Below are 13,514 nucleotides of genomic sequence, written 5' to 3' on the forward strand. Positions count from 1 at the left end.
GTTAATGAAGGTGGACACCGAGCGTTAAGCTAAAGGAGTGTAGTAGCCTCCCTCCTCCTGGAACCAATAAAAAGAGGCCGCTCTGTTTACAAGTAAAAGGGACTATTGCTCATGCAACAGTCCCTTTTACTTTAATCTGTAATCTCTGCTAAAAGCTCTCTCACTATATCTTCTACATGCTTAGGCAGTTTTTTCTTTTCCTCTGCACTTAAAGAAGGTACATCAATAGGTTTTCCAACATTCACATAAATAGTTGTCTTTTGAATCTTTTTCTTTTCCTCTAATACTTTATAAGTATTTTGAATAGCGATTGGTACAATCGGTACATTAGCTTTTGTCGCAAGTTTAAAACTTCCTGCTTTAAAGTTTCCCATTTCTTTTCCCTTCATACGTGTCCCTTCTGGGAAAATAACAATGGATTGACCATTTTTAAGCTCATCAATACCTTTTAAGATAGCTTGAAGGGATTGTTTCATATCATCACGCGCTAAATAAATACATCCCATAGCTTCAAACCATTTACCGAATACTGGCATCTTCTTTGTTTCTTCTTTCCCAATAAAGATGACTGGTTCATTTTCTATAAGAATAGCCATAACTGGACTATCAAAGAGGCCTTTATGTGTCGCCATATACACCACAGGTCCATTAGCCGGTAAGTTCTCTTTGCCTTTAATCTCTATAGTCGCTCCTGCAGCCTTTACCATACGACGGCTTAAGTCTTGCATGGCACGATATATATGAAAGCGATATTCTCTTTTTGTGGCTAAGTCTAGTTCTTTATTATCCACTCTATACTTTTGCCTTTTAAAGATATTGATAACGTAGTGGAATCCTATGCTCCACAATACTCTCATTCCTCTTATCATTGTATCACTCCCTATTCTGTTTTATAGGCATCAAGCATACGCTCTTTCAGATAGTATAAGTCATCTGATAAGTCAACTGGCATACTAGCTGGGTTGATAAGACGTTTATATTCATCCCATAACGTTTCAAGCTCTTCTTTAGCATAGCTACGAATGTCCATAACTTGTGGTGATTCATACACACATTTACCCGCTCTAAAAATAGGCACAAGGAGTTCACGTACTGTATACTGGCCTGCTTTAAGCTTCATTTTCTTCCATCTTGCTTTAGGGTCACGTACAACTAAATCTTGGTTTGTATCAATTGTTTCTTCTTCCAGTGCAATAAGGTCTACTTTTAATTTACCTGTTGTTTTATCATAAATTCTAAGTACTTTTTTAATACCTGGATTTGTAACTTTCTCTGGGTTATCTGAAATCTTAATTTTAGGTATAAATTCTCCGCCTGTCTTACGCTCTGCTGCCAATTTGTAGATACCGCCAAATGATGGACAGTCATCTGATGTAATTAGTTTTGTACCTACACCCCATAAGCTAATTTCAGCTCCTTGTCTCTTAAGGTCTGCAATGAGGTATTCATCAAGGTCACAAGATGCACTGATTACGGCATCTTCATGACCTGCATCATCTAACATTCTTCGAGCTTGTTTAGATAGGTAAGCTAAGTCACCACTATCGAGGCGGATACCATAAGAATCCATTGAAATGCCTGCTGCTTTCATCTCATCAAACACCGCAATAGCATTTGGTACACCTTGCCCCAATGTATCGTAAGTATCTACAAGTAGAATGCATTTGTTAGGGAAGAGTTTTGCATAAGCTCTAAAAGCATCAATTTCATGATCAAAGCTCATAACCCAGCTATGTGCATGTGTTCCTGCTACTGGTACATTAAACATTTGACCTGTAAGGACATTTGATGTAGCATGACAGCCTCCTATAACAGCAGCTCTTGCACCATAAATCCCTGCATCAGGACCTTGCGCACGTCTAAGACCAAATTCAAGTACAGTATCTTCTTCTGCTGCTCTTACCACTCTTGCTGCCTTTGTGGCAATCAGACTTTGATGATTAATAATATTCAGAAGTGTTGTCTCAATAAACTGTGCTTCAAAAATTGGTGCTTTCACACGCATAAGTGGCTCATTTGGTTGTACCACCGTTCCTTCTGGAATGGCATCAATATCTCCTGTAAATTTAAAGCTTCTTAAATACTCTAAAAAAGCTTTACTAAAAATATTTAAAGAATCAAGATATTCAATATCTCCATCTGTAAAATGTAGGTTCTTAATATAATCAATGGCTTGTTCTAAACCACAGCAAATAGCATAGCCATTACCTGATGGATTATTTCTATAAAATAAATCAAAAACGACTTCGTGATTGTTAACATCATTTTCAAAATACCCCTGCATCATTGTTAATTGATAAAGGTCTGTTAACAATGTAAGGTTTCTTGTACTCATATTTTTATCTCCTATTCTTAAGTAAAATTTAAGATAATTTATTTAATTTTATTATAGCACATAAATACTTTTTTGTTGAAGAAATGGTTATACTCATTTTAGCACTATTTGTCCACACTTTGGCATATATTTTATTTGAAAGGAGTGGATAAGTTTATTATGATTGCACACATTGTGGATTACCTTATGCAACTGGCAGGTGGACTAGGTTATTTCGGCATTATTTTTATTGTAGGTTTAGAGTATGCATGCTTCCCTATTCCTAGTGAAGTAGTCCTTCCTTTTGTAGGAATGGGCATTGCAACAGGTACCTATGAAATGGTCTATGGATTTACTGCCAGCATTATCGGCGCTGTTTTTGGCACACTACTCGCCTATGCCATCGGCTACATAGGTGGTGTTCCTTTACTTGAGTGGTCTAAAAGACGTTTTCCTAAGACTAAAAAATCTATCATCGCCTTAGATAAGTGGTTTAAGCAGTACGGAAATCTAGCCGTACTCTTTAGCCGAGTCTTTCCTCTTACACGTACCTATGTATCCTTCCTAGCAGGTAGCCAGAAACTTGACCTACTTTCCTTTATGAGCTATTCTGCTCTTGGCATATTGGCTTGGAATACAGCACTTATTAGCCTAGGATACTTCTTAGGGAATAACTTAGAACTTATTGATAGTATTATGAAAAAATATAGTACATTTGCTCTTATTATTCTAGGTATAGGTATTTTTTATTTACTTCTAAGAAACTATCAGAGTAAAAAAGAAACACGTAGAGCATAAGCCTTACGTGTTTCTTTTTTACTCCTTATTCTTCTTAATATAAAGATTAAGTGTTTGAATACCTTTACAAATTAAAATCCCTAACCCAACTACTAGTACCAACTGTACTAAAAATAGTAAAATAGCCATACCTTGCACTGCCCAATCCAATCCAGTTGACCCATTTATTTCTATGATTTTATCTTGCATTTACATCTTCCCCTTATTATCTTCTTTTACCTTTTAATATAAATTTATCTTACATACTTTTTTCTATAAACTCTATACACACTCTAAAATTTTTTAAAAAATATTGAGGAAATTTTGCTACTTACGACTATATATATAATGTAAGTAATAGAATACATCCTAGGCATTTTTAATACTTACATTTTAAGAAAGATTATAAATCAGCCCCCCCTTCCTTATTTATAATCTTTCTTAAATCCCTACTTATAATAAGGTGACTTTATAAGTAGGAAAGGGGGGGGGAGTGGTCACTAATAAAAGCTAGCACATATACCGCCATATTTAAGGGGGGGGCGTATTTGTGCTGGCTTTTTTTGCTTATAAAATATAATCTGTTATACAATCATACCAATGAACATAGTTTTCTCCATTTACCTTAATGTGTATGTTCTTTGATAACCTTTCACTCCATTTGCTCCCATATCTTTCTATTTGCCAATCATCTTTATTGTAGCGCCTCCAAAGAACTGTTCTACCTTTTTGATCAATATACTTTTCAGCTATTAAATCGCCTTCAAATAATACATATCTGACTGTATCATAAGTTTTACCTTGAATGGTTACATCATACCTACCTATTACACCTATTGCTTCCTTTTGGTCACATATGATTTCACCATCAACAAGTTTTAAATGAGCATCTTGCTTAAGCTGTATTGGGAAACCATAGTTATCTTCTCCCCATCCAAAGTGCTCTAAGAAATTTTCCTCTAAGAAAGTAGCAAACTTCTTCACACCATTTTCTATATGCCACTCAGCTACATATTGAACAGCATCTTCTGTAAGTCTTATATATTCTGCACATTCATAGACCATTTCCCCTTCTGAATTGTACTCTTTAGATTCTATCTCTACACATTCAATGCCACTTATCATAGCCTTTCTTGTAACCTTTGACTCTCTTTGAATAGTCATTGTCTTTTCTGGATAATCATAAAAAGCTACACTACACTTCTCATGTTCTCTAGGTATAATAAATCCCCCAAATCCCTCTTCACAGATTACCTCAAATGGTACATCACCCTTAAATACTATACTCACCTCTGGCATTACTTTCGGGAATTTTATCATTTTCTCTTCTCCTTTCAATTTTGGCGGATAAGGATACTTATCCTTAAACTGTTGTTTGGCCTTGTATAATCTACTCTTAACCGTCCCAATAGGTATATTTAATCTCTTGGCAATCTCATTTTGCTTCTCATTTCTCATGTAGTATAGAAATAAAATCTCTTTATCTTTGTCTGCTAATTCTTCCAGTGTCTCACTTACTACTTCTTCTATACTTCTTCCTGCCCTAGTTTGTCTCATTTCATAAGAGGTCACCTCTTCTAAAGGCAATTCTAGTACCTTACTTCTTACTCTATAGAAATCTTTACATTTGTTTGCTGCAATGGTTAGTACCCATGCTTTAAATTTACTCTGATCCTCTAATTGCTCAAATCTTTTATAAGCACTAAGATATACTTCTTGCAGTACATCTTCTCCATCTTGTTTACAGTTCATCTTATAATACACAAATCTCTGAAGCACATTTTTGTTAGCCTCTAGCAAAGTTTCGAAAACGCTTTTCTTTTCATTCATTTGTATAGCCTCACCCCTTTCTCTACCTTCTAAGATCGATCTTGCTTATATAGACGAACTCACACACCAAAAGGTTCACTCGAATTTAAAAATTACAACAAAAAAATCTTAGAGTATGTACCACTCTAAGATTTTTGCCTATCTTATCGCTTCTGTTAATTCTTGAATTTCTAATGCCTTTCTCTATCTTTCTATAGTTTTTACAAAGGATTCCAATCTATTTTTTTACTAATTAAATTTCTTTTTAATCATTTTTGCTATGATACAAATAACACTACTTAGTAATAAAAATTCTAATGCTCTTACTAAAATAAATGCATAGAATGGGGCTGAATTTTCTATAGAGTTATATTTTAAATAATCAGCACTTATCCTAAAGCAAAACCCAATTATTAAAATAATATTTATTACATATAAAAATCTGTACCAATATTTCTTTTGCATAATAATAGTCCCCCTCATTCTACATTCATTAAATCAATGCACTCTCTATTTTCTTATTCCTAATATGTCTAGAGGTACCTTTTCCTCAGGCACTTGTAAATACTGTTTACGCACCATCTCTTCTACAATACATGCCATTACATCCAACTTATATTTAATAAATGCTAACTGTCCATATTGGTCCTTTAAATTTTTAGGGGCATGATTTTTAAGAATTTTACTAGCTTATTCGATAATCGTCAGCGTACTAGTCCTTATATCTTCAATAATCTGATTAAGCTCATTCCATAAACTCTCTAACATATCCTGTGTGAGGACAGGAAAGTTTGGCTTTAAGTCTCCATCTTTATTTAAGATAATGTTATCTTCTATTAAGTTAATACAACTATTTGTATACTGCATAACCTCCTCATCTAAAGCAATTGATGCTAATAGCTTACACTCGTCTCTTAATTTCGGATTAGATCTTTGACATTTCTAGCAACTGCCCACATGTAGCCATAAAAAGCTTCTTCATTTTTAATGATTTTAATAGAATTTAAAACTTGTACTATTATTTCACTGCATAAATCTTCTGCCTCTTCTTTATTACGCACTTTAGAAAAAGCAAATGCAAATAATATTTTCATTTGTTCTTGTATAAGCTGCGCAGCTTGTTTTCGTTCCAATGTTATGCCCCTCCCTGTATGTTTTGAAAGCTTTCATTTATATAGTGGTACTAAACTTAATTTGGTTAATAGCTACTTTAAAAAATATTGATTTATATTCATCTTCCTTTTTTCTTCAGTATATCATTTCAAGCCTCTTCTCCCTTTCTTGAATGTAGAACATTTTATATTTTTTCATTCCCCAGCTATACTTACCAGAATGGAATACAATGAGATTATCAAATTCTAAGAAAAATACTGGTACATTCCATAAATAATCTTTACAAAAACACACTTACCTTTTATAATAGGAATAAATTTATTTATAATTTAAAACACTATGAAAAGGAAAAGTAGTATTTTTAAAGCGTCTTAGCGAGTGGGGATGGTGCAAGCCCATACGATAGAAAATATGAAAAATCACCTTGGAGTGGCAGACCGAAATTTAAAGTAGGCTCTGACGGAATCCTCCCGTTAACTTAAGGAAAGGTATAACGAGTGGCCAGTCTCAATCTCTGGCAAATCAGGTGGTACCGCGGAAGATGCATACTTATGCCCTTTCGTCCTGTTATCTAGTGGACGAAAGGGCTTTTTTATTGCTTTTACATCAGTCCACGCACGTCGCCCAGCCTCCTGGCTGTGCAGCGTTTTTCTATTTTATCTTTTATTCCCCCTCTGCCCTTGGCATTGGTCGGAATATTTTAATTCACTTATTCTTTATTCGGGCAGAGTGTGACTAGGGCGGGGTGAGCTGTTAGCAGAGTACACCTTCGTAGTTTTTAACTAGAAATTCATGAAGTTATAAAAAAGATGTACTTAGCCGTATGTCTGAGCACTAGCGAGTTTACGGCGTTATCTTTTTTATAACGAATAGAATTTCTCTAAAAACGGAGAGAGTGTACGGCGCTAATAGCTTACCCTGCCCGGCCCACTTCACCCTATTAAACTTAGGAGGTAGAACAATGTACAAAAAAGTTGACACCAATCTCAACTTCGTTGACCGTGAGCTTGAAATCCTCAAGTTCTGGCAAGAAAACAACGTATTTGAAGAATCTATTAAATCAAGAGAAGATGGCCCAGTATTCACATTCTATGATGGTCCTCCAACAGCAAATGGTAAACCACATATCGGCCATATCTTAACACGTGTAATCAAAGACCTTATTCCTCGTTACCGTACTATGAAAGGCTATAAAGTACTTCGTAAAGCTGGTTGGGATACACATGGTCTTCCAGTAGAGCTTGAAGTTGAAAAACTTCTTGGTATTAGTGGTAAACCAGAAATCGAAAACTACGGTGTTGAAGACTTCATTACTAAATGTAAAGAAAGTGTTTGGAAATACCAAAGTGAATGGGAAAAAATGACTAACCGTGTTGGTTACTGGGTAGACATGGACAACCCATATGTTACTTACCACAATAACTACATTGAATCTGTATGGTGGTCACTTCGTCAAATTTGGGATAAAGACCTTATTTACAAAGGCCATAAAATCGTACCTTACTGCCCAAGATGTGGAACATCTTTATCTTCTCACGAAGTAGCTCAAGGCTACAAAGATGTAAAAGATGCTACAGCTATCGCTAAGTTTAAAGTAGTCGGCGAAGAAAACACTTACTTCCTTGCTTGGACAACAACACCTTGGACACTTCCATCAAACGTTGCACTTTGTGTGAACCCAGATGAAACATACGTAAAAGCGAATGACAATGGTACACTTTACATCTTAGCTGAAGCACTTGTAGCTAGTGTACTTTCAGAAGATGCTACAGTTGTAGAAACATACAAAGGATCTGACCTTTGTGGCATGTCATACGAACCACTCTTTAACTTTGTAACACCAGAGAAAAAAGCTTACTTTGTAGTAGCTGATAGCTACGTTACAATGTCAGATGGTACAGGTATCGTACACATTGCTCCTGCATTCGGTGAAGACGATGCTAGAATTGGTCGTGAAAATGACCTTCCATTTATACAACTTGTAAACGAACAAGGTTACTTCACACCAGAAGTAACAGAGTGGCAAAACATCTTTGTTAAAGATGCTGACCCAGCTATCCTTAAATGGTTAGAAGAAAATAATAAACTCTTTAAAGCAGCACCATACGAACATAGTTACCCACACTGCTGGAGATGTGATACACCACTTCTTTACTATGCTCGTGACACATGGTTCATCTCTATGTCAAAAGTTCGTGATGCTTTAGTTAGAAATAATAATACAGTTAACTGGTTACCACCATCAATTGGTGAAGGCCGTTTCGGTAACTTCCTTGAAGGTGTTATTGACTGGGGTCTTTCACGTTCACGTTACTGGGGTACTCCACTTCCAATTTGGGAATGTTCTTGTGGCCATAAACACTTAATTGGAAGCATTGAAGAGCTTAAATCAATGAGCCCTGACTGCCCAGAAGATATTGAACTTCACAAACCATACATTGATAACGTACACCTTAACTGTCCTGTATGTAGCAAAGAAATGACACGTGTACCAGACGTTATTGACTGCTGGTATGATAGTGGATCAATGCCATTCGCACAACTTCACTATCCATTTGAAAACAAAGAAGTGTTCGAGGCTAACTACCCAGCTGACTTCATCTCAGAAGCTGTTGACCAAACTCGTGGCTGGTTCTACACACTTATGGCTATCTCAACACTTATCTTTGATAAAGCACCATACAAAAACGTAATCGTTCTTGGTCACGTATGTGATAAAGATGGTCTCAAAATGAGTAAACATAAAGGAAACGTAGTTGATCCTTGGACAGTACTTGATGGTCAAGGTGCAGATGCTGTACGTTGGTACTTCTACTCTGCAAGTGCTCCATACCTTCCAAGCCGCTTCGGCCCTGAAAATGTAAGTGAAGCACAAAGAAAATTCATGGGTACATTCTGGAACACTTATGCGTTCTATGTACTTTATGCAAATATCGATAACTTCAATCCAACTAAGTACGAGTTAAATTATGACTCACTTAACATGATGGATAAATGGGTACTTTCTAAATTAAATACTTTAGTTAAAGAAGTCGATAATCACTTAGAAAACTACCGTATCTTCGAAGCATCTCGTGAAATGCAAAACTTCATTGATGATGTATCTAACTGGTACGTACGTCGTAGCCGTGAAAGATTCTGGCAAAGTGATATGCCACAAGATAAAGTAAATGCGTACATGACACTTTACACTGTTCTTACAACACTTGCTAAAGTATCTGCACCATTCGTACCTTTCATGACAGAAGAAATGTACCAAAACCTTGTTCGTACAAACGATAGTGCAGCTCCAGCAAGTATTCACCTTTGCGACTTCCCAGTAGCAAACGAAGCTATGATCGACAAAGAGCTTGAAAAACACATGGATGATGTTCTTCAAATCGTAGTACTTGGTCGTGCTTGTCGTAACGAATCAAACATTAAAAACCGTCAGCCAATCGGTACAATGCGTGTAGGTGCTACTGAAGTTCTTCCAGAGGCATACAACGAAATCATTGCTGAAGAGCTTAACGTTAAGAATGTAATCTTCACAGAAGATGCAAGTGAATTCATTTCTTACACATTCAAACCACAAATGCGTACACTTGGACCAAAATACGGCCAACTTCTTAACCCAATTAGAACTGCTCTTACAGAACTTGATGGTACAAAAGCTATGGCTGAGCTTAATGCTACAGGTGTACTTAAACTTGACATCAACGGCCAAGAAATTGAGCTTACAAAAGATGACGTTCTTATCTCTACAGCTCAAAAAGAAGGTTTCGTAGCTCAAAGTGAAGGTGGTTTCACAGTTGTACTTGATACTCACCTTTCAGAAGAACTCATTGAAGAAGGATTTGTTCGTGAACTTATTTCTAAAATCCAAACAATGAGAAAAGAAGCTGATTTTGAAGTTCAAGACCATATTTTAGTAGCTTACACAGGTAATGCTAAAATTGCTGAAATCATGTCTAGAAACAACAGCGAAATTGCATCTGAAGTACTTGCAAATGAAGTTGCTGAAGGTACTTTAGAAGATGGTTATACAAAAGAATGGAAAGTTAACGGTGAAACTGTAACTCTTGCAGTAAAACGTGCTTAATTTTCTGGTTTATATAAAATAATAAGGAGCTTGCCCACGGGCAAGCTCCTTATTATTTTCTTATTTCTTCTAATCCCTTTTCTGTACGTTCAAGCTATTCTATAGTATGCTTTTCCTTATTGCATTTTAGTAAATCAAATCCTATGGAGAACACATCATCTATGAAATTGATTTTTCCATATGTATCTATGCCTAACTTAAATATTCTCCATTTATATATCTTCTTTAAGCCTACTACAATTTTAAGGAGAGGTCTTGGGGATACATCCCTTAATAACATTATTACTGTTTAAGTTTTAAAGAATGTATCTTTAATCCCTTCTATTGTATCAGCTCTACTGCACTACCTTGTTTAAAACATTTTCTTTCTAAACATAACAATTGAACCCATTATAATAAGAACCACACATCCTAATAAAATATAATTAAGTGCTTTTGGATCATGCATAAAAGGTAAGGGCACATTCATTCCAAATAGACTAAAAATCATAGTTGGAATAGAAAGTATAATAGTAAGGGAAGTAAGTGTCTTCATGACAACATTTAGGTTATTAGAGATAACCGAAGCAAAAGCATCCCTTGTCTCACTTAAGATGCTACTGTATATACTGGCCATTTCCATAGCCTGTTTATTTTCAATAATAACATCTTCTAGTAAATCTTTATCTTCTGGATACTGTTTAATATTTTCCATACGCATCATTTTCTCAAGTACCATTTCATTGGCACGTAGTGAAGTTGTAAAGTAAACCAAACTTTTTTCTAATTCTAGAAGCTGGATAAGCTCTTTATTTCTCATAGATTTGCTCAGTTCTTGCTCTATTCTATTTCCTGCTTTATCAATAGATCTTAAGTACTGTAAATAGTAAGATGCATTTTTATAAAGTAATTGCAGAATAAAGCGTGTTTTCTTGAAGGTATAGAAAGTCTTTACTTTTCCTGTAATAAAGTCTTGTACCAGATCTATCTGTTTTAAACAGATAGTCATAATGAAGTTATTGCTGATGATAATTTCCATAGGAATCGTCACATATTCATGGATACCCTCTTCATCTTTAATAGGAACGTCAACGATAATAATCGTATAATTATCCTCTGTGTTAATATGGGCCCTCTCCTCCTCATCAAGACCTGCTCTTAAATCTTCAGGTGCAATATGAAAAGTCTTAGAGATATACTCGATCTCATTAGCAGTAGGGGCCTCTACATTAATCCATGTTCCCGCTTCAAAGGAATGCATGCATTCTAGCCTATCGTTTATCGTCTTATACATTTTAATCATGTTTCCACATCCTTTGCCTCCTTATTAGACAAAAGGCATGAAAACAAAACTCTATTGCATCAAATGTCTAATAAAGAAAGTGATTTTTTATTCAGTTTGAAATCTTTCTGCCTGGCACAACTCGGTCCAAGGTCCATCTGGAAACTCACTCTCCTTTAGTATCTTAATTTAGACAAAAAAATATAACCTAACTCTCTTTTAATAGTAGTTGATTGTACTACATGCCGTCAAGAAATTAAATTTAATATTGAATTTTTTTTGCTCATGGTGTAAAATACTCTTCGTAAACCGAACATTTATTAAATTTATTTATTTAATATTCGCTTATATAGATTTGAAGATAAGGTTCAAATGTCTCTACTTAGCTCCCGTAAAGAGCTAACCGCTATAAGTGAATTACTTTTTTGTAATTTACTTTTATTTGAGGAGGCATGAATCATGAAATATGATTTAATTATTGTGGGCGCTGGTCCATCAGGTATTTTCACAGCTCTTGAACTTGTAAAAACAAATAATGCAAAAAAAGTATTAATTGTAGAAATGGGACATCGTATTGATAAACGTAGCTGTCCAAAAGACAAGACAGAGATTTGTGTAAATTGTAAGCCATATTGTAACATTACAACAGGCTTTTCTGGTGCAGGCGCTTTTTCTGATGGAAAACTTTCTTTAAGTCCTGAAGTAGGTGGGGATTTACCTGAACTTATTGGTTATAAAAATGCTGAAGAGCTCATCCGCTATACAGATAGTATCTACTTAGAATTTGGTGCTGATCCTCATGTAGAAGGCATTGGCAATGATGAAGAAATTAAAGAAATCCGTAAAAAAGCTATTGAAGCTAACCTTAAACTTGTAGACTGTCCTATCCGTCACTTAGGTACAGAAAAAGCTCAAGAAATCTACCTTAAAATTCAAGAATACCTTCTTGCAAATGGTGTAGAGATTATGTTTGATACAGTAGCTAAAGACCTTGTGATTGAAAATGGCATAGCTAAAGGACTGGTTATAGCACCATCTCGTAAACAAGATGAAGAAACTACATTATATGCAGACACTGTTGTTGTTGCTACGGGCCGCAAAGGTGCTGACTGGCTTAAACAAATGTGCATTAAGCACAATGTAGCACATCGTAACGGTACAGTAGATATTGGTGTACGTGTTGAAGTACGTAATGAAATTATGGAAAAAGTAAACACTGTACTTTATGAATCAAAACTTATTGGTTACCCTGAACCCTTTAAAAATAAAGTTCGTACTTTCTGCCAAAACCCAGGTGGTTTTGTAAGCCAAGAAAACTACGATAATGACCTCGCTATTGTAAATGGTCACTCTTATAAAGATTTAAAATCGAATAATACAAACCTTGCTATTTTATGTTCTCATAACTTCAGTACACCATTCAACGAGCCAATCGCATATGGTAAAAAGGTCGCTGAACTTGTGAACATGCTTGGTGATGGCCACATTCTTGTACAACGCTACGGGGATATCCTAGAAGGCAAACGTACATGGCAAGAAGAACTTGACCGTGCAAATGTACGCCCTACTCTTCCTGATGCAGTGGCTGGAGACTTAACTTCTGCTATGTCTTATCGTACAGTACTTAATATTATTAACTTCATCCAAGCTATGGATAAAGTTGTACCTGGTTTTGCAAGTAAAGAAACTCTACTTTATGGACCAGAAATTAAATTCTATAGTAACAAAGTTACAATGGACGAAACACTTAAAACAAACATTTCAGGCCTCTTCTGCCTAGGTGATTCAAGTGGCTGGACACGCGGTCTTATGATGGCTTCCGTAATGGGTGTCCTTATGGCCCGCAAACTTTCTTAATAGATGAATAAGAAAAATACAAAAAGACTAAGAAACTTTAATTTCTTAGTCTTTTTTGCTTATTATTTTATTTAATAAATCTTTCCAGCCTTTTTATTACCTGTTTTAGCTTTGCCGCCTATTTCTGGTACAGGCTCCACATCATTTTTAGGAAAATGTGATTTACTATTGCTTTCTGTACCATGTGGTTCGTTTACATCAGGTCTTCTCATACCTTTTTTAGCCATTATGAAGCACCTCCATTATAATTCAATTCATACTTATTCTTTCCTTGATTTCTATTTTCATGCTTAAAGCTTAAT

12 protein-coding genes, 1 riboswitch and 1 other annotated feature are annotated in these 13,514 nt (G+C 35.4%); of the genes, 3 read left to right on the forward strand and 9 right to left on the reverse strand.

Features of this window, described 5'->3' with window-relative positions; genetic code table 11:
- Positions 1-131 precede the first annotated feature (131 nt).
- Together H8718_RS04100 and H8718_RS04105 are read right to left on the reverse strand one after the other, a co-directional pair.
- Positions 132-869: a lysophospholipid acyltransferase family protein gene (locus H8718_RS04100; protein WP_177670606.1), complete on the reverse strand. Its 738-nt coding sequence runs from the start codon at positions 867-869 to the stop codon at positions 132-134.
- 11 nt (positions 870-880) lie between these two features.
- The gene (locus H8718_RS04105; RefSeq protein WP_249331732.1) at positions 881-2,335 is read right to left on the reverse strand and encodes a nicotinate phosphoribosyltransferase; all 1,455 of its coding nucleotides are present in this window, start codon (positions 2,333-2,335) and stop codon (positions 881-883) included.
- A 159-nt stretch (positions 2,336-2,494) separates the two neighbouring features.
- Here H8718_RS04105 and H8718_RS04110 point away from each other — a divergent pair, with 159 nt between their 5' ends.
- Positions 2,495-3,112, forward strand: coding sequence for a DedA family protein (locus H8718_RS04110; RefSeq protein WP_249331737.1), 618 nt, complete (start codon positions 2,495-2,497; stop codon positions 3,110-3,112).
- Between the two features lie 18 nt (positions 3,113-3,130).
- Here H8718_RS04110 and H8718_RS04115 read toward each other — a convergent pair whose 3' ends face one another.
- The 5 genes from H8718_RS04115 to H8718_RS04135 form a co-directional block, all read right to left on the reverse strand.
- Positions 3,131-3,301: a hypothetical protein gene (locus tag H8718_RS04115; protein ID WP_177670600.1), complete on the reverse strand. Its 171-nt coding sequence runs from the start codon at positions 3,299-3,301 to the stop codon at positions 3,131-3,133.
- Between the two features lie 357 nt (positions 3,302-3,658).
- Positions 3,659-4,921 carry an RNA polymerase sigma factor gene (locus H8718_RS04120; protein WP_249331740.1) on the reverse strand — a complete coding sequence of 421 codons (1,263 nt, stop codon included), beginning with the start codon at positions 4,919-4,921 and terminating at the stop codon, positions 3,659-3,661.
- Between the two features lie 228 nt (positions 4,922-5,149).
- On the reverse strand, positions 5,150-5,365 hold the full coding sequence (locus H8718_RS04125) for a hypothetical protein (protein ID WP_249331741.1): 216 nt from the start codon (positions 5,363-5,365) through the stop codon (positions 5,150-5,152).
- Between the two features lie 225 nt (positions 5,366-5,590).
- Positions 5,591-5,767 (reverse strand): hypothetical protein, encoded by a 177-nt coding sequence (locus tag H8718_RS04130; protein WP_249331744.1) that lies wholly within the window; start codon positions 5,765-5,767, stop codon positions 5,591-5,593.
- Positions 5,768-5,814: 47 nt separating this feature from the next.
- Positions 5,815-6,033, reverse strand: a complete 219-nt coding sequence (locus H8718_RS04135; protein ID WP_249331746.1) for an RNA polymerase sigma factor — start codon at positions 6,031-6,033, stop codon at positions 5,815-5,817.
- 310 nt (positions 6,034-6,343) lie between these two features.
- Positions 6,344-6,583 (forward strand) — a binding site (T-box leader).
- A 391-nt stretch (positions 6,584-6,974) separates the two neighbouring features.
- Here H8718_RS04135 and ileS point away from each other — a divergent pair.
- Entirely contained in the window at positions 6,975-10,094 is a 3,120-nt protein-coding gene (ileS, locus tag H8718_RS04140; protein WP_249331749.1) for an isoleucine--tRNA ligase, read from the forward strand.
- 352 nt (positions 10,095-10,446) lie between these two features.
- Here the strand turns inward: ileS and H8718_RS04145 are convergent, their stop codons facing one another.
- Positions 10,447-11,376, reverse strand: a complete 930-nt coding sequence (locus tag H8718_RS04145) for a magnesium transporter CorA family protein (RefSeq protein ID WP_249331752.1) — start codon at positions 11,374-11,376, stop codon at positions 10,447-10,449.
- A gap of 304 nt (positions 11,377-11,680) precedes the next feature.
- Positions 11,681-11,784, forward strand: a riboswitch (purine riboswitch).
- A 30-nt stretch (positions 11,785-11,814) separates the two neighbouring features.
- Between H8718_RS04145 and H8718_RS04150 the strand changes: the two genes are divergently transcribed.
- A complete protein-coding gene (locus H8718_RS04150; protein WP_249331754.1) occupies positions 11,815-13,212 on the forward strand; it encodes an NAD(P)/FAD-dependent oxidoreductase in 1,398 nt (465 codons plus the stop codon).
- A 71-nt stretch (positions 13,213-13,283) separates the two neighbouring features.
- Here the strand turns inward: H8718_RS04150 and H8718_RS04155 are convergent, their stop codons facing one another.
- Positions 13,284-13,439, reverse strand: coding sequence for a hypothetical protein (locus H8718_RS04155; protein WP_177670590.1), 156 nt, complete (start codon positions 13,437-13,439; stop codon positions 13,284-13,286).
- Positions 13,440-13,514 lie beyond the last annotated feature (75 nt).

This window comes from Zhenhengia yiwuensis, assembly GCF_014384995.1.
GTDB classification, from domain to species: domain Bacteria; phylum Bacillota; class Clostridia; order Lachnospirales; family Cellulosilyticaceae; genus Zhenhengia; species Zhenhengia yiwuensis.